Here is a 23621-nt window from a genome sequence, read left to right on the forward strand (position 1 = left end):
GGTATAACTAAGCGACTGATTTCTAGAGATTTTCTTATAGGCATAAAAAAAGGACTCCGAAGAGTCCTTTTTTTCAGCCTACAGCGGCGGGTAATTAAACGCCCGAAGCCTTGGCTGCTGCTACGTCCTTGATGGAGAGCTTGATACGGCCGCGGTTGTCCACGTCCAGTACCAGTACTTCCACTTCCTGGCCTTCTTTCAGAATGTCGGTCACTTTCTCAACGCGAGCGTCGCTCAGCATGGAGATGTGAACCAGACCGTCTTTGCCCGGCAGGATGTTGACGAATGCGCCGAAGTCGACGATGCGCTCAACCTTACCGACGTAGATCTTGCCGATCTCGGCTTCCGCGGTGATGCCCAGAACGCGCTGACGCGCCGCTTCTGCAGCTTCCTTGGTTTCGCCGAAGATCTTGATCGAGCCGTCGTCTTCGATGTCGATCGAAGCCTTGGTCTCTTCGCAGATCGCACGAATGGTCGCGCCACCTTTACCGATAACATCACGGATTTTGTCGGTGTCGATTTTCATCGCGATCATGGTCGGAGCATTTTCCGACAGTTCGGTACGGGAATGACCAATGATCTGGTTCATCTGGCCGAGGATGTTCAGGCGCGCTTCCAGGGCTTGGCCCAGAGCGATTTCCATGATTTCTTCGGTGATGCCCTTGATCTTGATGTCCATCTGCAGCGCGGTAACACCTTTGGCGGTACCGGCCACTTTGAAGTCCATGTCGCCCAGGTGGTCTTCGTCACCCAGGATGTCGGTCAGGATGGCGAACTTCTCGCCTTCTTTAACCAGGCCCATGGCGATACCGGCAACCGGTGCCTTCATCGGCACACCAGCGTCCATCAGCGCCAAGGAAGCACCGCAGACCGAAGCCATGGAGCTGGAACCGTTGGACTCAGTGATTTCCGACACAACACGGATGGTGTACGGGAACACGTCAGCAGCCGGCAGCATGGCGGCGATCGAACGACGCGCCAGACGACCGTGACCGATTTCGCGACGACCAGCGCCGCCCATGCGACCACACTCACCCACCGAGAACGGAGGGAAGTTGTAGTGCAGCATGAATGGGTCTTTTTTCTCGCCTTCCAAGGTGTCCAGCAGTTGTGCGTCACGGGCGGTGCCCAGTGTTGCAACGACCAGAGCCTGGGTTTCACCACGGGTGAACAGGGCCGAACCGTGAGTCTTCGGCAGAACGCCGACTTCGATGTTCAGCGGACGTACAGTGCGGGTGTCGCGACCGTCGATACGTGGCTTGCCGTTAACGATGTTTTCGCGAACGGTGCGGTATTCGATTTCACCGAAAGCAGCTTTGACTTCGCTGGAAGAAGGCTGGCCTTCTTCACCGGACAGCTTGGCAACAACCTGATCCTTCAACTCACCCAGACGAGCGTAACGGTCGGCCTTGACGGTAATGGCGTAGGCCTGGGAGATCGCGTCGCCGAATTCGGCACGGATAGCGCCCAGCAGTGCGGTGGCTTCAGGCTGTGGAGCCCAAGTCCAGGTTGGTTTGGCAGCTTCGGCAGCCAATTCTTTAACAGCGTTGATCACAACCTGGAACTCGTCGTGAGCAAACAGCACGGCGCCCAGCATCTGGTCTTCGGTCAGCTCTTTGGCTTCCGATTCAACCATCAACACGGCTTCCGAGGTACCGGCTACGACCATGTCCAGGCTCGAAGCTTTCTGTTGCTCGTAAGTCGGGTTCAGCAGGTAACCGGTGCTTTCGTGGAAGGCAACGCGGGCAGCGCCGATCGGGCCATCGAAAGGAATACCGGAAATAGCCAGGGCAGCCGAGGTACCGATCATCGCAGCGATGTCCGGATCGGTCTTCTTGCTGGTGGAAACGACGGTGCAGACAACCTGCACTTCGTTCATGAAGCCTTCTGGGAACAGCGGACGGATCGGACGGTCGATCAGTCGGGAAGTCAGGGTTTCTTTCTCGGAAGGACGGCCTTCACGCTTGAAGAAACCGCCAGGGATCTTACCGGCAGCGTAAGTCTTTTCCTGGTAGTGAACGGAAAGAGGGAAGAAGCCTTTGCTCGGGTCAGCGGTCTTGGCGCCAACAACGGTCACCAGAACGGTAACGTCGTCGTCAACGGTAACCAGCACTGCGCCGGAGGCTTGACGGGCGATACGGCCTGTCTCGAGAGTAACGGTCGACTGACCGAACTGGAATTTTTTGATAACCGGGTTCACGGTGTCCTACCTTCTTTGTGGCTCTTGGGGAACTTGTCTTCTTGCGAAATTCTTGGGCAATGTCGGGAATCGGCCCGACCCTCGTCCAGGGTAAAACGTGTATCCAGATAAAACTTGAGGCTGGGAGCCTGCCATGGGCCAGCGGGAATCCCACTGACACACGGCAGACAACCAACCTCTAGCGCAATCGCTTATTAGCGACGCAGACCCAGGCGACCGATCAGAGCCTGATAGCGACCCAGATCCTTGCCTTTCAGGTAGTCCAGCAGCTTACGGCGCTGGTTTACCATGCGGATCAGACCACGACGGGAGTGGTGGTCTTTACCGTTGGCCTTGAAGTGACCTTGCAGCTTGTTGATGTTGTGGGTCAGCAGTGCAACTTGCACTTCTGGCGAACCAGTGTCACCAACAGCTTGCTGATAGTCAGCTACGATTTGTGCTTTTTCTTGAACGTCGAGAGCCATGAGGCAATCCTTTTTTCAGGAAACCACCCAAAGGGCAGTTTCAACAGGCCAGGGATAAATCCCTGTATCTAAAAATGAGTGTTGACCGTGCCTGTTAACAGCCACACTCGTTCCAGTTTGCGTAAAAGCTACTGCGCTTTTACCACAAACTGGTTCCGGTCATTCTGACCGAATCAGTCGACGCGGCGCGATGCGCCCGTCTTCGCTCACTTCACCGATACCGATAAAGCGACCGTTATGATCCTGTACCCGCACCATACCGAACTTCGGAGCATCCGGGGCACGCACCGGTTGGCCGTTGAGCCAGTAGAACGCGCTGTGCTCCGAGAAGTGCAACAACGGCCAATCCAGCAAGCCGCTGTCTGAAGGCATCAGGAAGCGATCAACCGCTTCGTTGCCACCTTCGGCATGTACCGCTTCCAACTCTTCCAGCGTGACCGTCTGGGCCAGGCTGAAAGGACCGGCCTGGGTGCGTCGCAGTTCTGCAACGTACGCACCGCAACCGAGCTTTTCACCAATATCTTCCACCAGAGTACGGATATAGGTGCCTTTGCTGCAGTCAACGGCCAAGCGGGCGGTGTCGCCTTCACAGGCGAGCAATTCCAAGCGCGCAATAGTAACAGAACGCGGTTCGCGCTCCACTACTTCGCCCGCACGTGCCAGCTTGTAAAGAGGCTGCCCATCGCGCTTGAGCGCCGAGTACATCGGCGGTATCTGACTGATTTTCCCACGAAAACCGGGTAAAGCAGCTTCGATATCAGCACGACCAACGGTCACGTCGCGAACCTGCAAAACATCACCTTCGGCGTCGGCCGTGGTAGTGGTCTTGCCCAGTTGCATCAGGGTTTCATAACCCTTGTCGGAATCGAGCAGGTATTGCGAGAACTTGGTCGCCTCGCCAAAGCACAGCGGCAACACGCCAGTGGCCAAGGGGTCGAGGCTGCCGGTGTGCCCGGCCTTCTCGGCATTGAGCAGCCAGCGTACCTTCTGCAACGCGGCATTGGAGGTAAAGCCAATGGGTTTGTCGAGCAGAATGATGCCGCTGACGTTGCGACGTATACGTTTGACCTGAGCCACCGCTTACTCCTTGGCGTCTTCAGGTGTGGACGGGCGCTGGCTGTCTTCAGCCACGGCGCGCTCGATCAGAGCCGACAGGTGCGCACCACGCACGACACTTTCGTCGTAGTGGAAGTGCAACTGAGGAACGCTGCGCAGCTTCATCTCACGGGCCAACTGCATGCGCAGGAAACCCGCTGCCGAGTTGAGCACCTTGATGCTTTGTGCGATTTCTTCGCTGTTGTCCTGCCCCATCACGGTGATAAAGATCTTGGCGTGACCCACGTCACGGCTCACTTCAACGGCGGTGATGGTGACCAGGCCAACGCGGGGGTCTTTGACTTCGCGACGGATCAGTTGGGCCAGCTCACGCTGCATCTGATCGCCGATACGCTGGGTACGGCTGTATTCTTTTGCCATGTCTTGTTACCTGTTACTGCCACACGGTGAAACCCGTGGGGTCTGAAAGCGGCAAACGCCCGGCCTGACAAAAGCCAGACCGGGCGTTGCGTTTAGAGTCCGGACACAGCGCGAGGCATTTGCATGCCCACACGCCGTGTGGCTCCTGAAGTGCGCGAGTTAGAGGCTGCGAGCAACCTGGACCTTCTCGTAGACTTCGATCTTGTCGCCAGGCTTAACGTCGTTGTAGCTCTTGACGCCGATACCGCATTCCATGCCGGCACGCACTTCGGAAGCGTCATCCTTGAAGCGGCGCAGGGATTCCAGCTCGCCTTCAAAGATAACGATGTCTTCACGCAGTACACGGATTGGACGGTTACGGTGCACAACACCTTCGATAACCATGCAACCGGCGATCGCGCCGAATTTCGGCGAGCGGAACACATCACGCACCTCGGCCACACCCAGGATGTTCTCCCGGACATCGCTGCCAAGCATGCCGGTAAGGGCTTTCTTGACGTCTTCGATGATGTCGTAGATGACGTTGTAGTAACGCATGTCCAGGCCTTCCTGCTCGACGATCTTGCGAGCGCCAGCATCGGCACGCACGTTGAAACCGAACAGTACAGCGTTGGAAGCCAGTGCCAGGTTGGCGTCGGATTCAGTGATACCACCGACACCGCCACCGACAACACGCACTTGCACTTCGTCGTTACCCAGGCCGTTCAAGGCGCCGTTCAACGCTTCGAGAGAACCACGGACGTCAGATTTGAGGACGATGTTGAGCGTCTTCTTCTCTGCCTGGCCCATGTTTTCGAAGATGTTTTCCAGCTTGCCGGCGTGAGCACGAGCCAGTTTGACTTCGCGGAACTTGCCTTGACGGAACAGAGCCACTTCACGGGCTTTCTTCTCGTCCGACAGCACGCTCATCTCGTCGCCAGCGTCCGGAGTACCATCAAGGCCGAGGATCTCGACAGGGATGGAAGGACCGGCTTCTTTGATTGGCTTGCCGTTCTCGTCGAGCATGGCACGTACACGGCCATAGTTCGAACCGACCAGCACCATGTCGCCTTGGCGCAGGGTACCGTCTTGAACCAGAACAGTTGCAACCGGGCCACGACCTTTGTCGAGACGCGATTCAACCACAACACCGCGACCTGGAGCCGATGGCGTTGCTTTCAGTTCGAGTACTTCGGCTTGCAGCAGGACTGCTTCGAGCAGTTCGTCTACACCAGTACCGACTTTCGCCGAGACCGAAACGAACGGCGTATCACCGCCCCACTCTTCGGAAGTCACGCCGTGAACCGACAGTTCGCTACGGATGCGATCGAGATCGGCGCCCGGCTTGTCGATTTTGTTCACTGCAACAACCAGTGGAACACCCGCAGCCTTGGCGTGCTGGACAGCTTCAATGGTCTGCGGCATCACGCCGTCGTCCGCTGCAACTACCAGGATCACGATGTCAGTCGCCTTGGCACCACGGGCACGCATTGCGGTAAACGCGGCGTGACCTGGGGTGTCGAGGAAGGTGACCATGCCGCGTTCGGTTTCAACGTGGTACGCACCGATGTGCTGGGTGATACCACCGGCTTCGCCAGCAGCTACCTTAGCACGACGGATATAGTCGAGCAGGGAAGTTTTACCATGGTCAACGTGGCCCATTACGGTCACAACTGGCGCACGGGAGAACGTCTCACCTTCAAACTTCAGGGACTCGGCCAGGGAATCTTCCAAGGCGGTGTCGCTGACCAGGGTCACTTTGTGGCCCAGTTCTTCGGCTACCAGCTGAGCAGTTTCCTGATCAAGCACCTGGTTGATGGTCGCTGGGGTGCCCAGTTTGAACATGAACTTGATGATTTCAGCAGCCTTGACCGACATCTGATTGGCGAGATCGCCAACAGAGATGGTCTCGCCGATCTGCACATCACGCACGACAGGGCCGGTTGGGCTCTGGAAACCGTGGGCGTTGCGTTTTTTCAGCTTGGCCTTGCCGCGACCACCACGACGGAAGCTATCGCTTTCTTCGTCGGTAGTACGTGGGGCAACGCGTGGCGCAGGCGCTTTCTCTTTGACCGAGGCACGATGCGGAGCATTTTTGCGCTCGCCATCACCGCCGCCGCCGCGACGATTGTTATCGTCAGCACGTGGTTTGTCCGGACGGCGAGGTTCTTCGCGCTTGCGGGCATCAGCAGCAGGTGCTGGTGCCGCGGCAACCGGAGCGGCCTCACGCACAGCTTCTACTGGCGCGCTAGGCGCGGAGACCGATTCAGTAGTCGCAGGCTGGCGACGCGCTTCTTCTTCGGTGCGACGCTTGGCTTCTTCTTCAGCCTTCTGACGAGCAGCATTTTCTACTGCGCGACGTTCTTCCAGATCGCGTTTGCGCTCGGCTTCGATTTCTTCCGGGCTGCGTTGTACGAAGACTTTCTTCTTACGTACTTCAACGCTGATGCTCTTGCTACCCGCAACACGCAGTGTGCTGGTGGTTTTGCGCTGCAATGTAATCTTGCGCGGTTCTTCCACTTTCGCCTTGTGGCTGCTCTTCAAGTGAGTCAGCAAAGACTGCTTCTCACTATCGCTCACACCTTCATCGGCGGCGGTGTGCGGCAGACCTGCCTCACGCATCTGCTGCAACAGGCGCTCTACCGGTGTTTTGACCTCATCGGCCAGTTGTTTCACCGTGACTTGCGTCATGCACTTCTCTCCTCAGGCCGCGCCTAGTTACTCGAACCAATGGGCTCGGGCGGCCATGATCAACTTGCCGGCACGATCTTCGTCAATGCCGTCGATGTCGAGCAGATCGTCAATAGACTGCTCGGCCAGGTCTTCGCGGGTAATTACGCCGCGCACCGCCAGTTCCATCGCCAAATCCTTGTCCATACCCTCAAGCGAGAGCAGGTCTTCGGCCGGATGGGCGTCTGCCAGCTTTTCCTCAGTAGCGATGGCTTTAGTCAACAAACGATCCTTGGCCCGAGCGCGAAGCTCGTTGACGGTGTCTTCGTCAAAGCCGTCGATGTTGAGCATTTCTTCCAACGGTACGTAGGCAATCTCTTCCAGGCTGGTGAAGCCTTCATCTACCAGCACCTGTGCCAGGTCTTCATCGACTTCGAGCTCTTCGATAAAGTTGCGCAGGATGTCACCGGTTTCTGCTTGCTGCTTAGCCTGGATGTCCGATTCGGTCATCACATTCAGGGTCCAACCGGTCAGTTGGCTGGCCAGACGCACGTTCTGACCACCACGACCAATGGCCTGAGCCAGGTTGTCTGCGCCAACGGCGATGTCCATTGCATGGGCATCCTCGTCAACGATAATTGCCGCCACTTCAGCCGGCGACATCGCGTTGATCACGAACTGAGCCGGGTTATCGTCCCACAGCACGATATCCACACGCTCACCGCCCAATTCGCCAGACACTGCCTGGACGCGCGAACCGCGCATACCAATGCAAGCACCTTGCGGATCAATACGCTTGTCCTTGGAACGGACCGCGATCTTGGCGCGCGAACCCGGGTCGCGGGACGCAGCCATGACTTCGATCAGGCCTTCGGCAATTTCCGGCACCTCGATACGGAACAGTTCGATCAGCATTTCCGGCGCGGTACGCGACAGGATCAACTGAGGGCCGCGGTTCTCGGTGCGGATTTCCTTGAGCAGCGCACGCAGACGCACGCCGACACGGAAGGTTTCGCGAGAGATGATGTCTTCACGGGCCAGCAACGCTTCAGCGTTGTTGCCCAGGTCAACGATCACGTTGTCGCGGGTGACTTTTTTCACGGTACCGGAGATGATTTCACCCAGGCGCTCGCGATAAGCGTCAACGACTTGAGCGCGCTCGGCTTCGCGAACCTTCTGCACGATGACCTGCTTGGCGGTCTGTGCAGCAATACGGCCGAACTCGATCGATTCGATCTTTTCTTCTACGACATCACCGACATTGGCGCCAGGGTGCGTTTCGGCAACCTTGCTCGGCCAGGTTTCGATGGCCGGATCATCAAGATCGGCTTCTTCGACGACCGTCCAGCGACGGAAAGTCTCATAGGCACCGGTGTGGCGGTTGATTTCCACACGCAGATCTACTTCGTCTTCAAAACGCTTTTTGGTAGCAGTGGCCAGGGCCAGCTCCAGCGCTTCAAAAATCACGTTTGCCGGTACGCCCTTTTCATTGGATACCGACTCAACAACCAGCAGTACTTCTTTGCTCATCGTACGCCTCGCCTTTCGCAAGCCATTGGATCCGCGGGATCCGCGTCTCAGCCAAAACTGGGAATAATGTTGGCCTTGTCGATCATATCGATCGGCAACAGGAACTCATGGTCTTCCACTTGCACCACAACGTCCTGCTCTTCTACACCGCGCAGAAGGCCCTGAAAATTGCGTCGCCCTTCGAACGGGGATCGCAGCTTGATCTTCACTTGTTCACCGGCAAACTTTGCAAACTGATCAATAGTGAACAGTGGGCGCTCCATGCCTGGCGAGGAAACTTCGAGGGTGTATTCAACAGCAATTGGATCTTCAACATCCAGCACACCGCTGATCTGACGGCTGACAATGGCACAATCGTCCACCAGCACGCCGCCCTCTTTATCGATATAAACGCGCAACATTGAGTGGCGACCTTGAGCCGAAAACTCAATACCCCAGCATTCATAGCCTAGGGCCACGACCACCGGGGCCAGCAAGGCCTGCAACTCTTCTAGCTTGCTCGACACCTGAACCCCCTCGTGCATGTATGTGCATGCTGTGCAAAATAAAAAAATGGGCGAAACGCCCATCCTTGAAACGCCGTCGAACAGCGGCGTTGAAAGTGTCCAGCTAACAAAAAGCCCCTTAAAAGGGGCTCCGCTAAAACTGGTTGCGGGGGCCGGATTTGAACCGACGACCTTCGGGTTATGAGCCCGACGAGCTACCAGACTGCTCCACCCCGCGACAAAGCTGGGGCGGAAGTATACGACTGATCCCTTACAGGGTCAATGTAACCTTCCACCTACAAGAAAGCCCGCAACAGCGGGCTTTCCTGATAATTGGTACCGAGAAGGGGACTCGAACCCCTACACCCTATGGGCACAACCACCTCAAGGTTGCGTGTCTACCAATTCCACCACCTCGGCAATACAGCATTTACAACCTTCTTACTTCTGCTCTTGAGCTGGAGGCACGTCAGTCGCTGGAGTAGCCGACTTTTGCTCTTGAAGCACCGGGACATCATCAGAAGCCGGTTTTGCTTTTGGTACTTCCAACACTGCTGGGTTTGGCAAACCTGCTTGAGTCAGCACATGAGCTTTCTCTTTAGCAAAGTAACCTAACCCCAAGCTGGTTATGAAGAAACCGGCGGCAAGTATAGCAGTAAACTTACTAAGAAAGGTAGAGGAACCTTGGCTTCCGAACACAGTATTTGAAGCACCTGCACCGAAAGACGCACCAGCATCCGCACCTTTACCCTGTTGCAGCAAAACCAGGGCAACTACGCCCAGGGCAGCCAACAGATGAAAAACGACTACGACTGTTTCCAGCATTTTTTCAGTTTCCCGCGGCGCGACAGATCGCACCGAACTCATCTGCATTCAGGGAAGCTCCACCAATGAGCCCCCCATCGATATCCGGCATGCCGAACAGTTCGACCGCATTGGCCGCCTTCACGCTGCCGCCGTATAGAAGACGCACACCTTGTGCGACTTCAGAATTCTCTGCCGCCAACTGCGCGCGGATGGCTGCGTGCACATCCTGCGCCTGTTGCGGTGTAGCAGTCAGCCCGGTACCAATAGCCCAGACCGGCTCATAAGCAATTACTGCTTTTGCAAACGCACCAACACCCAGCTCCTCGATGATGCTGCCTAGCTGACGCGAGACAACTTCAAGAGTCTTGCCCGATTCACGCTGCTCCAGGGTTTCCCCTATGCACAACACTGGAATCAAGCCACAAGCCTGCGCTGCGGCGAACTTGCGATTGAGTGTCCCATCACGCTCGCCCATCATCTGGCGGCGCTCGGAGTGCCCAACAAGCACATAGGAACAACCCGCATCGACCAACTGACTCGGCGAAATTTCACCGGTCAACGCACCTTGCATCGGCTCCACCGCAGAATTCTGCGCGCCGACCTGGATCGACTTACCTTTCAAGCCATCAACCACTTGGTTGATATGCAAGCAGGGTGGGAAAACCGCAACGTCAACACCGCTATGCAAGGCCAGATGACGAAGGCCATTGATCAGCTCAGCGACACTGGCGCGGGTACCGTGCATCTTCCAGTTACCAGCTACCATAGTGCGACGCATGCTGTACCTCGTCGGTCAAAGTGGGCGCAGATGTTACCCAACCACATCATCACTGGCAAGCCGAATTCAGGCGCAAACTTCAGTTACCAGTTTTGCCAGGTCTTCGGCATGGCCGCGAACCTGTGTTTCGTCGTCACCTTCGACCATGACGCGCACCAGAGGCTCTGTGCCGGACTTGCGCAATAACACACGGCCACGCCCCGCCATTGCCAGGGTCGCGCGCTCGCACGCCTCCTTGACAGCAGGGTGATCGATCGGATTTTCGCCACCGGCAAACCGCACATTGACCAGCACTTGAGGACATTTACGCAGCGCCTGACGCGCCTGGGCGAGGCTCTCTTCGCGACGACGCAATGACAGCAGCACCTGCAGCGCAGCAATAATCGCATCGCCTGTGGTGGTGTGCTGGAAGCAGACAACGTGCCCGGAATTCTCGCCACCCACTAGCCAGTTGCGTTCAAGCAGTTCGGCGATCACATAGCGGTCACCAACATTGGCGCGCACGAACGGGATACCCAGGTCTGCCAAGGCCAGCTCAAGCCCCAGATTACTCATCAGCGTGCCGACAACGCCGCCTTGCAGCTTGTTACGCTCATGCAGGTCGCGTGCAATGATGAACAACAGATCATCACCATCCACAATGGCGCCGGTGTGATCCACCATCAAAACGCGGTCGCCATCACCATCGAAGGCAATACCCAAGTCGGCATGCTCGGCAAGGACGGCCGCCTGCAACTGCCCCATGTGAGTGGAGCCGCAGTTATCATTGATGTTCAAGCCGTTCGGCTGAGCCGACAGCACCGTCACGTCCGCGCCCAATTCCTTGAATACGCTGGGCGCTACTTTGTAGGTAGCACCATGAGCGCAGTCGACCACAATTTTGAGGCCGGCGAAACTGGTACTGCTCGGCACACTGCTCTTGCAGAATTCGATATAGCGGCCAGACGCGTCATTGATTCGCGACACCTTGCCCAGCTTGCTGGAATCAACCACCGTCATCGGCGCATCCAGCAGCTCTTCAATCATCAACTCGATCTCGTCCGGCAGCTTGGTGCCTTGGCCCGAGAAGAACTTGATACCGTTATCATCATGGGGGTTGTGCGAGGCACTGATCACGATACCGGCTTCAGCGTGAAAGGTACGCGTCAGGTAGGCGATCGCCGGTGTCGGCATAGGCCCCAGCAGCATTACATCGGCACCCGCAGCGGACAGGCCTGCTTCCAGTGCGGACTCAAACATGTAACCCGAAATACGGGTGTCCTTGCCGACCAGGATGCGGCACGCGCCCATACTGCGGAACGCCATACCCGCCGCCCAACCCAGCTTGAGCATGAAGTCAGGGGTAATTGGAAATTCGCCGACCCGACCACGGATACCGTCGGTGCCAAAGTATTTTTTAGTCATAAGTGCTCCATCATTCTTATTCGGCTGATTCTACCGCAGCAATCATACGCACCACATCCACCGTCTGGGCGACATCGTGCACACGCAAGATGCGTGCGCCCTTCGTTACCGCGAGCGCTGCCAGTGCAAGACCACCGTACAGCCGCTCACCCACCGGACGATTCAGCGCCAGCCCGATCATGCTCTTGCGCGAAACACCGACCAACAGCGGCCGACCAAGTGCGTGCAGGGATTCCATATGTTTGAAAAGGCTTAAATTGTGTTGCAGGGTCTTGGCGAAGCCGAAGCCGGGATCGAGGATGATCTTTTCAGCCGCAATCCCTACGGCAGCGCATTGAGCAATCCGCTCAGCGAGAAAACCACTCACTTCACCAACAAGATCATCATAGTGAGGGTTGTCCTGCATGTTGCCGGGCTCACCCAGCATATGCATCAGGCACACCGGCAAACCGGTAGCCGCGGCCGCATCCAGCGCGCCATCTCGCTGAAGAGAGCGTACATCGTTGATCAGCCCGGCTCCCAGGCGCGCAGTCTCGCGCATCACGGCGGGGGTCGACGTATCAACCGAAATGATCACATCCAATTCTCGGGAGATACGCTCAACTATCGGCGCCACCCTCTCCAGCTCCTCCAGGGGAGAAACTACGCGAGCACCAGGGCGAGTCGACTCACCGCCGACATCAATAAGGGTCGCCCCCGACGCCGCCATTGCCTCGGCATGACGCAGCGCGGCATCAAGCTGGCTGAAGCGGCCACCATCGGAAAAAGAGTCGGGGGTTACATTAAGAATGCCCATGACATGTGTATGGGCCAAATCAAGAACCCGGCTGCCGCAAGGCAACCGGGTGGAGGACAACGCAGAAGTCATTTCAAACCTTAGACGTCAGCTGCCGGACCGCCGATCGGATTTTCAGGGCGTTCGTTCTGAACCACAGGCGGCGTGCCCGAAGTGCCCGAACCACCTTCCCAATCGCGAGGCTCGCGCGGTGTGCGCCCCGCCATGATGTCGTCAATCTGGTCGGCATCAATGGTCTCGTACTTCATCAGCGCGTCGGCCATTGCATCCAACTTGTCGCGGTTGTCGGTCAGGATCTGCTTAGCCGTGCCGTAGCACTGGTCAATGATGCTGCGCACCTCGGAGTCGATCAGCTTGGCCGTCTCACCGGAAAAGCTGGCGCCTTGACCGCCACCGCCACGCCCCAAGAATACTTCGCCCTCTTCCTCGGCATACATCAAAGGACCGAGTTTTTCCGACAACCCCCATTTGGTGACCATGTTCCGCGCAATCTGGCTGGCACGCATGATGTCGTTGGATGCGCCAGTGGTCACACCGTCGAAGCCCAGCGTCATCTCTTCAGCAATTCGACCGCCGTACAGCGAGCAGATCTGGCTGATCAGTGCGCGCTTGGAGAGGCTGTAACGATCCTCTTCCGGCAGGAACATAGTGACACCCAGCGCCCGACCACGAGGAATGATCGACACTTTGTAGACCGGATCGTGCTCAGGCACAACGCGCCCCACAATGGCGTGACCGGCTTCATGATAAGCAGTGTTCTGCTTCTCTTTCTCGGACATGACCATGGATTTGCGCTCAGCGCCCATCATGATCTTGTCTTTCGCCAGTTCGAACTCTTTCATTTCAACGATACGCTTGCCGGTACGGGCAGCGAACAGCGAAGCCTCGTTGACCAGGTTAGCCAAGTCAGCACCGGAGAAACCTGGAGTACCACGGGCAATCACGGCCGGAGCCACATCGTCACCCATAGGTACTTTGCGCATGTGTACTTTCAGGATCTGTTCGCGGCCACGGATATCCGGCAAGCCAACCACGACCTGACGGTCGAAACGACCAGGACGCAGCAGCGCAGGGTCCAGCACGTCAGGACGGTTGGTTGCAGCGATGACGATGATGCCGTCATTCATTTCAAAGCCGTCCATCTCAACCAGCAACTGGTTGAGGGTCTGCTCACGCTCATCATGACCACCGCCCATGCCGGCACCACGATGGCGACCAACGGCGTCGATTTCATCGATGAAGATGATGCAGGGCGCGTGCTTCTTGGCTTGTTCGAACATGTCGCGAACACGGCTTGCACCGACACCGACAAACATTTCTACGAAGTCGGAACCGGAAATAGTGAAGAAAGGCACCTTGGCTTCGCCGGCAATCGCCTTGGCCAGCAAGGTTTTACCAGTACCCGGAGGACCGACCATCAGCACGCCGCGCGGAATACGACCACCCAGGCGCTGGAACTTGCCTGGATCGCGCAGGAACTCGACCAGCTCGCCCACTTCTTCCTTGGCCTCGTCGCAACCGGCAACATCAGCCAGGGTGGTTTTCACCTGGTCTTCGGAGAGCAGGCGCGCCTTGCTCTTGCCGAAGCTCATCGGCCCGCCCTTGCCTCCCGCACCGCCTTGCATCTGGCGCATGAAGAACATGAACACGGCGATGATTACCAGAATCGGGAAGCTCGCCACCAGAAGCTGGGTCCAGATGCTTTGCTGCTCAGGCAGCTTACCCTCAACAACGACCTTGTTATCCACCAGATCGCCGATCAGACCGTTGTCCTGAATAGCCGGACGAATGGTCTTGAAGCTGTCGCCATCGACGCGCTTACCGGTAATCACGTAGCCATCAACCGCTACGCGCTCGACTTTGCCATCCTTAACTTGCTGGATGAAGTCGGAATAGTTGAGGGTCTGCGGCTCATTAGGGCTGGAGAAGTTGTTCATCACCGTCACAAGGACAGCCGCGATGATCAACCACAGGATCAGATTCTTTGCCATATCGTTCAATTAACTACCCTCTGAAGCAAGCTCCGCTACTGGCGCGCGCTTCGCATGATATTCACCGGCCTAACTTACTACATTACCTACAACTCTGGCAGGCGCCGTCTGTAACCCTTTGTGAAACTTTGACTACACAATATTCGTAAAGCTTCGTGACGAAAGCGATATAAAAAAACCTATCGCCCTCCTCCAAATCCTCAAAAACGCTCTTCGCTCGCAGCGCCTTCAACACCGCGGAAGCCGCGGCACAACAGATACTGCTCCCGGGACCTGTCCCGGGAAGAGTCAGGCTTGCGCGTCTGCACCTTGTCGAACAACTTGCGGATGTTCTTGTGGTACTCGTCAAACCCTTCGCCCTGGAAGACCTTCACCAGGAAGTCACCACCAGGACGCAACACCCGACCCGCCAAATCCAGGGCCAGTTCACACAGGAACATGGCTCGCGGCATATCGACGGCCGGTAATCCACTCATATTGGGGGCCATGTCGGAAATCACAAGGTCCACCTGCGAATTTCCCACAGCCTCAAGGATCTGTGCGAGCACGGCGTCCTGGGTGAAGTCCCCATGAACAAAGGTCACATCCGGGATACTGTCCATTTCCAGGATGTCGGAAGCGATCAAGCGACCTTGACCACCAATCAGACGACTGGTCACCTGCGACCACCCACCCGGCGCCGCGCCAAGGTCGATAACGCTCATGCCTGGACGGATCAACTTGTCCTTGTCCTGGATCTCCAGCAGCTTGTAACTGGCCCGTGAACGGTAGCCGTCCTTTTGCGCCTTTTTGACGTAAGGGTCGTTGAAATGCTCTTGCAGCCACTTAAGGCTAGTTTTGGAACGGGCCACGGGCCACCTCGAAAATAAAACGGGTCGTGATTAACTGGGCGGTCCCGGACTCGCTCGGGTAAACTGGCCGCCGCTTTTTACAAGATCAGACGCAGGGGTCAGATTATGCCGCTCACTCAAGAGCAGAAGAAACAGTACAAATCCATTGGCCACCATCTGAAACCAGTTCTGATTGTGGCAGACAACGGTTTGACTGAAGGTGTGCTAGCCGAACTTGAACGCGCATTGGGCGATCACGAACTGATCAAGATCAAGGTCAACATCCTTGACCGCGAAGCGCGCCTGGCCGCCATTGCAGAACTGTGCAACGTGGGCAAAGCGGACCTGGTTCAGGTCATCGGCAAGATGGCGCTGCTGTATCGCAAGAACTTCAGCGTCAACAAGCAACTGTCGAACGTTCATCGTTTCAAATGATATCAAGGGTTACGGGCGTGCTTCGCGCGCCCCGCCACTCCATCCCGGTGCCGGCTGTATAACCAGCACCAGACCGGAGAACCCTAGCACAAGATAGCTGAACAGCTGCCAGCGCAACGCTTCCGGCAGCCACACATGCACCACGCAAAACATTGCGCACGCATACAGCGCCATCAACAGCAGTTGGCCGCGAATATCCCGCCATAAACTCCCCAAGCCTTCGGCCTTGACCAGCACCAACGCCTGGAGCGTCACGCACGCCGCCGCGAAACCCACCAGCAACGCACTGAGTAATCCATCGATTTCATCGATCAGCAACGGTGCCAGGCCAACCAGGCCCAGCGCCGGCAACACACCGATGTGCAACAACCACAGGCCTCCCACCCAAAGCATCTGGGAGAGCTGCCAAAGCATGGCGCCCGCATAGAGCGGGCGCCGTCTTTCAGATGTGACGAACTTCAACAATCTCGTACTCGATCACGCCGCTTGGCGTTTTCACAGCCACCACATCACCCTCTTCCTTGGCAATCAAGGCGCGGGCAAGCGGAGAACCAACGGAGATCTTGCCGAGTTTGAAGTCAGCTTCGTCTTCGCCCACGATGTGGTAGACGACGCGCTCATCTGTCTCGACGTTGGCGATTTCCACGGTGGTGCCGAAAATCACCTTGCCGGTATGTGGAATGGTCGTCACATCGATGATTACCGCATTCTGCATACGGCCTTCGATGTCACGGATCCGCGCCTCGACCATACCTTGCTGCTCGCGAGCAGCGTGGTATTCGGCATTTTCCTTCAAGTCACCCAGCTCGCGAGCGGTGCCGATATCCTGGCTCAGCTTCGGGCGGACGACTTTGGTCAGATGGGCGTGTTCCTCTTCCAGGGCCTTGGCGCCCTGGACGGTCATTGGGTATTTGGTCATGCCTTCAATCCTGCGTGTAGATCTTGCAAGCGACGCACGGTCTTTTCCGGACCGAACTTGAGCGCTTCACAGATGGCTTCGCCAGCAGCAATGGTGGTGGTGCAGTAGATCTTGTGCTGCAAAGCGTTACGACGAATGGAATAGGAGTCCGCGATCGACTGGCGACCTTCGGTGGTGTTGATGATCAGGGTGACTTCGTCATTCTTGATCATGTCGACCACGTGCGGACGGCCTTCCGTCACTTTATTCACGCGACGCACTTTCAGGCCGGCGGCTTCGATCAGTTTGGCGGTCCCGGCGGTGGCCACGACCTCGAAGCCCAAGTTGATCAAATCACGGGCCACGCCCGCAACCAGCGGCTTATCGTCATCGCGCACGCTGATGAACGCAGTACCGCCGGTCGGCAGCACTTCGCTGGCACCCATTTGGGCTTTAGCAAACGCCTCGCCGAAGGTATCGCCCACGCCCATCACTTCACCGGTGGACTTCATCTCTGGGCCCAGGATCGGGTCCACACCAGGGAATTTGGCAAATGGGAACACCGCCTCTTTCACGCTGTAGAAGTTCGGAATGATTTCCTTGGTGAAGCCGATTTCCTTCAGGGTCTTACCGGCCATCACGCGGGCAGCGATCATAGCCAGGGACACACCGATGCACTTGGAAACAAACGGTACAGTACGCGACGCGCGCGGGTTGACTTCGATGACGTAGATGTCTTCGCCTTGCAGCGCCAACTGTACGTTCATCAGACCGACCACGCCCAGTTCCAGGGCCATTTTCTTGACCTGTTCGCGCATCTCGTCCTGGATGTGCGCCGGCAGCGAGTACGGCGGCAGCGAGCAAGCGGAGTCACCGGAGTGAACGCCAGCCTGTTCGATGTGCTGCATGATCGCGCCGATCACTACGTCGGTGCCGTCGCAGACTGCGTCCACATCCATTTCGATGGCGCAGTTGAGGAAGTGGTCGAGCAGCACCGGGCTGTCGTTGGACACTTTCACCGCATCACGCAGGTAGCGCTTGAGCTCTTCTTCTTCGTAGACAATTTCCATCGCACGACCGCCTAACACGTAGGACGGACGCACCACCAGCGGGTAGCCGATCTTGCTGGCTGCGCGAATGGCTTCATCTTCGCTGCGCACGGTGGCGTTTGGCGGCTGACGCAGGTTCAGGCGCTCAACCATTTGCTGGAAGCGCTCGCGGTCTTCGGCACGGTCGATGGCGTCCGGGCTGGTGCCGATGATTGGCACGCCGGCCTCTTCCAGTGCACGCGCCAGTTTCAGCGGGGTCTGGCCGCCGTACTGGACGATTACACCCTTAGGCTTCTCAACCCGGCAGATTTCCAGCACGTCTTCCAGGGTCACGGGTTCGAAGTACAAGCGATCGGAAGTGTCGTAGTCGGTGGAAACAGTTTCCGGGTTGCAGTTGACCATGATGGTCTCGTAACCGTCTTCGCGTAGGGCCAGTGCCGCGTGTACGCAGCAGTAGTCGAACTCGATACCCTGGCCGATACGGTTTGGACCGCCGCCGAGGATCATGATCTTGTCGCGGCCCGAAGGCGCGGCTTCGCACTCTTCCTCGTAAGTCGAGTACATGTAGGCGGTGTCGGTGGCGAACTCAGCCGCGCAGGTGTCAACGCGCTTGTAGACCGGGAAGATCTCCAGCTTGTGACGGTGACGACGCAGCGCTTTCTCGGTCACGCCCAGCAGCTTGGCCAGACGCATGTCGGAGAAGCCTTTGCGCTTGAGCTTGAACATCAAGTCGCGGTCGATGCTGGCCAGCCCCAGGGTCTTGACCTTCTCTTCTTCCTTGATCAGGTCTTCGATCTGCACCAGGAACCACGGGTCGATCATGTTCATGCCGAAGATGTCTTCGACCGACAGACCGGCGCGGAAGGCGTCAGCCACGTACCAGATGCGCTCGGCGCCGGGCACGGTCAATTCGCGCTTGAGGATGCTCATGCTTTCCGGGTTGCTCAGGTCGAGCTTTTCGTCCAGGCCGCAAACGCCCACTTCCAAACCGCGCAAAGCTTTCTGCAGGGATTCCTGGAAAGTCCGACCGATAGCCATGACCTCACCCACCGACTTCATTTGAGTGGTCAGGCGTGCGTCGGCTTTCGGGAATTTCTCAAAGGCGAAGCGTGGCAACTTGGTCACGACGTAGTCGATCGACGGCTCGAAGGACGCTGGAGTAGCGCCGCCGGTGATTTCGTTCTGCAGTTCGTCAAGGGTATAGCCGATCGCCAACTTGGCAGCGATACGCGCAATCGGGAAACCGGTGGCTTTCGAGGCCAGAGCCGAGGAACGGGATACCCGCGGGTTCATCTCGATGACGACCATGCGACCCGTGTCCGGGCAGATGCCGAACTGGACGTTGGAGCCGCCGGTTTCCACGCCGATCTCGCGCAGTACCGCCAGGGAGGCGTTACGCATGATCTGGTATTCCTTGTCCGTCAGGGTCTGTGCCGGCGCAACAGTGATCGAGTCACCGGTGTGCACGCCCATTGGGTCAAAGTTTTCGATAGAGCAGACGATGATGCAGTTGTCCTTCTTATCGCGGACAACCTCCATCTCATACTCTTTCCAGCCGATCAGGGATTCGTCGATCAGCAGCTCTTTGGTCGGCGACAGGTCCAGGCCACGGGCGCAGATTTCTTCGAACTCTTCACGGTTGTAAGCGATACCGCCGCCGGTGCCACCCATGGTGAAGGACGGACGGATGATGCACGGGAAGCCCAGCTTCTCGAGCACTGCGTTGGCTTCTTCCATGCTGTGGGCGATGCCCGAGCGCGGGCAGTCCAGGCCGATGGATTTCATTGCCTTGTCAAAGCGCGAACGGTCTTCTGCTTTGTCGATGGTGTCGGCATTCGCGCCGATCATCTCTACGCCGAACTTTTCCAGGACGCCTTCGCGCTCCAGGTCCAGTGCGCAGTTCAGAGCAGTCTGGCCGCCCATGGTCGGCAGCAGCGCGTCCGGACGCTCTTTCTCGATGATCTTGGCAACGGTCTGCCACTTGATCGGCTCGATATAGGTGGCGTCGGCCATGTCCGGGTCGGTCATGATGGTGGCTGGGTTGGAGTTCACCAGGATGACGCGGTAGCCCTCCTCGCGCAGGGCTTTACAGGCCTGGGCGCCGGAGTAGTCGAATTCGCAGGCCTGGCCGATCACGATCGGGCCAGCGCCGAGAATCAGGATGCTTTTTATGTCTGTACGTTTTGGCATGGGTTTGTCACTCAAATCCGCAGGTCAGTCGGCAAGCCGTCTTGAACAATCTTTAGAGAGCCTGCAGGGGCCGCCGGAGTAGGGGGCCGCCCGCAGACCGCTCAGTTAGCGTCGCTTGGCCATCTCATTGATGAAACGGTCGAACAGCGGCGCTACGTCGTTCGGGCCCGGGCTGGCTTCAGGGTGGCCCTGGAAGCTGAACGCGCTCTTGTCAGTGCGCTCGATGCCTTGCAGGGAACCGTCGAACAGCGACTTGTGAATGGCGCGGACATTAGCCGGTAAGGTCGCTTCATCCACCGCAAAACCGTGGTTCTGGCTGGTGATCATCACAACACCGGTGTCCAGGTCCTGCACTGGGTGGTTGGCACCGTGGTGGCCGTGGCCCATTTTCAGGGTCTTGGCGCCGGAAGCCAGTGCCAGCAGCTGGTGGCCGAGGCAGATGCCGAACACCGGAGTCTCGGTCTCCAGCACGTCCTTGATGGCCTGGATAGCGTAGTCGCATGGCTCAGGGTCACCCGGGCCGTTGGACAAGAACACGCCGTCTGGCTGCAAGGCCAATACATCGCTGGCCGGAGTTTGCGCCGGCACCACGGTCACGCGGCAACCGCGCTCTACCAACATGCGCAGGATGTTGTATTTGACGCCGTAGTCGTAGGCGACAACGTGGTACGGCAGCTCAGCGGCATCGATAGTCGCGTGACTGTCGGTCTTCAAGTCCCAGACAGTGGAGCGCCACTCGTACTTCTCTTTAACGCTGACGACTTTCGCCAGGTCCATGCCTTTCAGGCCAGGGAAACCTTGCGCTGCGGCAATCGCCGCCTCTTCGGAGATATTGTCACCGACCATGATGCAGCCGTTCTGCGAGCCTTTTTCACGCAGGATGCGTGTCAGGCGGCGCGTATCGATACCCGCGATAGCCACAACGTTGTTGGCTTTGAGGTAGTCGGACAGCGACATCGTGTTACGCCAGTTGCTCGCAACCAGTGGCAGGTCACGAATCACCAGACCAGCCGACCAGACACGATCAGACTCGACGTCTTCCGGTGTAGTACCGGTGTTGCCGACGTGCGGATAGGTCAGGGTAACGATCTGTTGGGCGTAGGAAGGATCGGTAAGGATTTCCTGATAGCCGGTCATGGCAGTGTTAAACACCACCTCTCCAACGGTCTGACCGTCGGCTCCAATGGCTTCGCCGCGAAAAATGCTGCCATCAGCAAGGGCGAGTATGGCTGGCTTAGTCAAGAAGACCTCCCGTAAATAAAGCCTGAAAGGGCGATCGCAGGTGTAAAAAAGCGGAGTGACGTATGGACACGTCACCCCGCTCATTCACTGAATTATTCTGCGCGCTTTTAGTGAACACACTAAAGCTGTAGCTTACAGAAAAAGGCTTTTTTGGTCCACCGCTAATGAGTCTAAAAGGCAGGGGAATGCGACAGGACGTCGCTTAGCGGGAAAAACGGGGCCCAAGCATAAGCTTGAAGCCCTGTTTGAGCGACTGATCAGTGCAGATCCAGCACATCGCGCATGTCGTAGAGGCCTGGCTCGCGCCCTTCCAACCACAGCGCAGCACGTACCGCACCTTTGGCAAAGGTCATCCGACTAGACGCCTTGTGCGTGATTTCCAGGCGCTCGCCTTCAGTAGCGAACAACACAGTGTGATCACCGACCACGTCGCCACCGCGCACAGTCGCAAAGCCGATGGTGTCACGCGCACGCGCACCGGTGTGACCTTCACGCCCGTACACCGCCACTTTCGACAAATCGCGACCCAGCGCATCGGCGATGGCTTCACCCATGCGCAATGCAGTACCCGACGGCGCGTCGATCTTGTGGCGATGATGGGTCTCGATGATCTCGATATCCGCTTCATCACCCAGCACGCGCGCCGCCAGGTCCAGCAATTTGAGCGACAGATTCACACCGACACTGAAGTTCGCCGCGAAGACGACCGGAATATCCTTCCCCGCCTCCACCAACAACTGCTTCTGCTCAGCTGTCAAACCGGTGGTGCCAATCACCATGGCCTTACCCGCCCTGCGGCAGAACGCCAGGTTTTTCAGCATCACGTCCGGCAGCGTAAAGTCGATCAGTACGTCGAACTCATCAGCCACCTGCTCCAAGTGGCCGGACAACGAAACACCGATACGCCCCAGAGAAGCCAACTCACCGGCATCCGCACCGATCAACGTGCTACCCGGACGCACAATCGCCGCGGTCAGCCCGGAGGCCGGCGAGCGCTGCTGCACCGCTTCGACCAGCGTCTTGCCCATGCGCCCGGCAGCGCCCATTACGGCTATACGTCGCATATTCAATTCCTTACAGGTCGCCGAAGAAGCGCTTCACGCCATCGAAAAAGCCCGTGGTTTTCGGTGAGTGTGAGTCATCGCCTTCCAGCGAACTGCGGAACTCTTCAAGCAATTCGCGCTGACGACGCCCCAGATTGACCGGCGTTTCAACTGCCACACGGCACATCAGGTCGCCCGCTCCACCACCGCGCACCGGCGCAACGCCTTTGCCACGAATACGGAACTGCTTGCCGGTCTGCGTGCCTTCAGGAATCTTGAGCTTGACCCGTCCGTCCAGCGTCGGGATTTCCAGCTCGCCACCCAAGGCTGCGTCGACAAAGCTGATCGGCACCTCACAGAACAGGTGCTTGCCGTCGCGCTGGAAAATCGAGTGCTCGCGCACATTGATTACAACGTACAGGTCGCCCGTAGGTCCGCCTTGAGCACCCGCCTCACCTTCGCCCGACAGGCGAATGCGGTCACCGGTATCCACGCCAGCCGGCACTTTTACCGACAGCGTCTTGTACTCTTCGACACGTCCTTCGCCGTGGCAGGAATCGCACGGATCAGAAATGATCTTGCCCTGGCCATGACAGCGCGGGCAGGTCTGCTGCACCGAAAAGAAGCCCTGCTGCATACGAACCTGGCCGATACCACCACACGTCGGGCAGGTGATCGGCGAGGAGCCCTTCTTGGCACCCGAACCATCGCACGGCTTGCAGTTGACCAGCGTCGGCACGCGAATGTTGACGCTGGTGCCGCGCACGGCTTCTTCCAGGTTCAATTCCAGGGTGTAGCGCAAATCGCTGCCACGCTGGGCGCCGCCACGCTGACCACCCCGGGCACCGCCGAAGAAATCGCTGAATACATCGCCGAAAATGTCGGAGAAGTTCTGACCACCAAAACCGGCACCGCCGCCCCCCATGTTCGGGTCGACACCGGCATGGCCATACTGGTCGTAGGCCGCACGCTTGTTGGGATCAGACAGGCATTCGTAGGCCTCATTGGCCTCTTTGAACATCTCTTCGGATTCTTTGCTATCCGGATTACGGTCCGGGTGATGCTTCATCGCCAGGCGACGGTAGGCCTTCTTCAGGTCCGCCTCGCTGGAGCCGCGCTCCACACCCAACACTTCGTAATAGTCACGCTTTGCCATAAGTCTTTGCACTCTTAAGGACGTTCGGCCAGACCCTCCTGAGCCCCGCCAAACTCGTTGAGCCCCAATACAGGCCCGGACCCAACTCACGTCAATTCAACGATCCTGGTCATTACTACTTTTAGCCAAGGACCCGGCCAAAAATACGGTAGTTATTGCTCGGAAAGCAGGAGCATTCCCGATCACACCGCCAGCACC

The 23621-nt window shown here is 57.7% G+C and carries 20 protein-coding genes and 2 tRNA genes; 1 reads left to right on the top strand and 21 read right to left on the bottom strand.

Translation table 11 applies throughout. From position 1 onward, the window contains the following. Positions 1 to 94 precede the first annotated feature (94 nt). The 15 genes from pnp to rlmE form a co-directional block, all read right to left on the bottom strand. Positions 95 to 2200 carry a polyribonucleotide nucleotidyltransferase gene (gene pnp / locus AACY44_RS18775; RefSeq protein WP_339439270.1) on the bottom strand — a complete coding sequence of 702 codons (2106 nt, stop codon included), beginning with the start codon at positions 2198 to 2200 and terminating at the stop codon, positions 95 to 97. A 194-nt stretch (positions 2201 to 2394) separates the two neighbouring features. Further along, positions 2395 to 2664: a 30S ribosomal protein S15 gene (gene rpsO / locus AACY44_RS18780; RefSeq protein ID WP_003176135.1), complete on the bottom strand. Its 270-nt coding sequence runs from the start codon at positions 2662 to 2664 to the stop codon at positions 2395 to 2397. A 159-nt stretch (positions 2665 to 2823) separates the two neighbouring features. After that, positions 2824 to 3741 (bottom strand): tRNA pseudouridine(55) synthase TruB, encoded by a 918-nt coding sequence (gene truB / locus AACY44_RS18785; protein ID WP_339420296.1) that lies wholly within the window; start codon positions 3739 to 3741, stop codon positions 2824 to 2826. Positions 3742 to 3744: 3 nt separating this feature from the next. Further along, positions 3745 to 4140, bottom strand: coding sequence for a 30S ribosome-binding factor RbfA (rbfA, locus tag AACY44_RS18790; RefSeq protein ID WP_065875288.1), 396 nt, complete (start codon positions 4138 to 4140; stop codon positions 3745 to 3747). Positions 4141 to 4299: 159 nt separating this feature from the next. Then, on the bottom strand, positions 4300 to 6810 hold the full coding sequence (infB, locus tag AACY44_RS18795; protein WP_339420295.1) for a translation initiation factor IF-2: 2511 nt from the start codon (positions 6808 to 6810) through the stop codon (positions 4300 to 4302). 27 nt (positions 6811 to 6837) lie between these two features. After that, positions 6838 to 8319, bottom strand: coding sequence for a transcription termination factor NusA (gene nusA, locus AACY44_RS18800; protein WP_049711491.1), 1482 nt, complete (start codon positions 8317 to 8319; stop codon positions 6838 to 6840). Positions 8320 to 8366: 47 nt separating this feature from the next. Continuing rightward, the gene (rimP, locus tag AACY44_RS18805) at positions 8367 to 8825 is read right to left on the bottom strand and encodes a ribosome maturation factor RimP (protein WP_049713475.1); all 459 of its coding nucleotides are present in this window, start codon (positions 8823 to 8825) and stop codon (positions 8367 to 8369) included. 140 nt (positions 8826 to 8965) lie between these two features. Then, a tRNA-Met gene (locus tag AACY44_RS18810) sits at positions 8966 to 9042 on the bottom strand. Between the two features lie 96 nt (positions 9043 to 9138). Further along, positions 9139 to 9224, bottom strand: a tRNA-Leu gene (locus tag AACY44_RS18815). A 21-nt stretch (positions 9225 to 9245) separates the two neighbouring features. After that, positions 9246 to 9629 (bottom strand): preprotein translocase subunit SecG, encoded by a 384-nt coding sequence (gene secG / locus AACY44_RS18820; protein ID WP_003235031.1) that lies wholly within the window; start codon positions 9627 to 9629, stop codon positions 9246 to 9248. A 4-nt stretch (positions 9630 to 9633) separates the two neighbouring features. Next, the gene (tpiA, locus tag AACY44_RS18825) at positions 9634 to 10389 is read right to left on the bottom strand and encodes a triose-phosphate isomerase (protein WP_339420294.1); all 756 of its coding nucleotides are present in this window, start codon (positions 10387 to 10389) and stop codon (positions 9634 to 9636) included. Positions 10390 to 10455: 66 nt separating this feature from the next. Beyond that, positions 10456 to 11793, bottom strand: a complete 1338-nt coding sequence (glmM, locus tag AACY44_RS18830) for a phosphoglucosamine mutase (RefSeq protein WP_339420293.1) — start codon at positions 11791 to 11793, stop codon at positions 10456 to 10458. 16 nt (positions 11794 to 11809) lie between these two features. Then, the gene (gene folP, locus AACY44_RS18835) at positions 11810 to 12661 is read right to left on the bottom strand and encodes a dihydropteroate synthase (protein ID WP_339420292.1); all 852 of its coding nucleotides are present in this window, start codon (positions 12659 to 12661) and stop codon (positions 11810 to 11812) included. 8 nt (positions 12662 to 12669) lie between these two features. Then, a complete protein-coding gene (ftsH, locus tag AACY44_RS18840) occupies positions 12670 to 14580 on the bottom strand; it encodes an ATP-dependent zinc metalloprotease FtsH (protein ID WP_339420291.1) in 1911 nt (636 codons plus the stop codon). 200 nt (positions 14581 to 14780) lie between these two features. Then, positions 14781 to 15431, bottom strand: coding sequence for a 23S rRNA (uridine(2552)-2'-O)-methyltransferase RlmE (gene rlmE / locus AACY44_RS18845; RefSeq protein WP_032862906.1), 651 nt, complete (start codon positions 15429 to 15431; stop codon positions 14781 to 14783). Positions 15432 to 15536: 105 nt separating this feature from the next. Here rlmE and AACY44_RS18850 point away from each other — a divergent pair, with 105 nt between their 5' ends. Further along, the gene (locus AACY44_RS18850; protein ID WP_339530821.1) at positions 15537 to 15845 is read left to right on the top strand and encodes a YhbY family RNA-binding protein; all 309 of its coding nucleotides are present in this window, start codon (positions 15537 to 15539) and stop codon (positions 15843 to 15845) included. A 9-nt stretch (positions 15846 to 15854) separates the two neighbouring features. Here AACY44_RS18850 and AACY44_RS18855 read toward each other — a convergent pair whose 3' ends face one another. The 6 genes from AACY44_RS18855 to dnaJ all read right to left on the bottom strand — a co-directional run bounded on the left by AACY44_RS18855 (position 15855) and on the right by dnaJ (position 23423). Continuing rightward, positions 15855 to 16259, bottom strand: coding sequence for an MFS transporter (locus tag AACY44_RS18855; protein WP_339420289.1), 405 nt, complete (start codon positions 16257 to 16259; stop codon positions 15855 to 15857). Between the two features lie 28 nt (positions 16260 to 16287). Then, entirely contained in the window at positions 16288 to 16764 is a 477-nt protein-coding gene (gene greA, locus AACY44_RS18860) for a transcription elongation factor GreA (protein WP_049711485.1), read from the bottom strand. Then, complete coding sequence (gene carB, locus AACY44_RS18865) at positions 16761 to 19982, bottom strand: carbamoyl-phosphate synthase large subunit (RefSeq protein WP_045060049.1); 3222 nt, start codon at positions 19980 to 19982, stop codon at positions 16761 to 16763. The genes greA and carB overlap by 4 nt, the downstream gene beginning before the upstream one ends. A gap of 105 nt (positions 19983 to 20087) precedes the next feature. Next, the gene (gene carA, locus AACY44_RS18870; RefSeq protein WP_339420286.1) at positions 20088 to 21224 is read right to left on the bottom strand and encodes a glutamine-hydrolyzing carbamoyl-phosphate synthase small subunit; all 1137 of its coding nucleotides are present in this window, start codon (positions 21222 to 21224) and stop codon (positions 20088 to 20090) included. A gap of 257 nt (positions 21225 to 21481) precedes the next feature. Then, positions 21482 to 22288 (bottom strand): 4-hydroxy-tetrahydrodipicolinate reductase, encoded by an 807-nt coding sequence (gene dapB / locus AACY44_RS18875; protein ID WP_339420284.1) that lies wholly within the window; start codon positions 22286 to 22288, stop codon positions 21482 to 21484. Positions 22289 to 22298: 10 nt separating this feature from the next. Continuing rightward, a complete protein-coding gene (gene dnaJ / locus AACY44_RS18880; protein ID WP_339420282.1) occupies positions 22299 to 23423 on the bottom strand; it encodes a molecular chaperone DnaJ in 1125 nt (374 codons plus the stop codon). Positions 23424 to 23621 lie beyond the last annotated feature (198 nt).

This window comes from Pseudomonas sp. RA_15y_Pfl1_P11, from assembly GCF_963970975.1.
Classification (GTDB): domain Bacteria; phylum Pseudomonadota; class Gammaproteobacteria; order Pseudomonadales; family Pseudomonadaceae; genus Aquipseudomonas; species Aquipseudomonas tritici.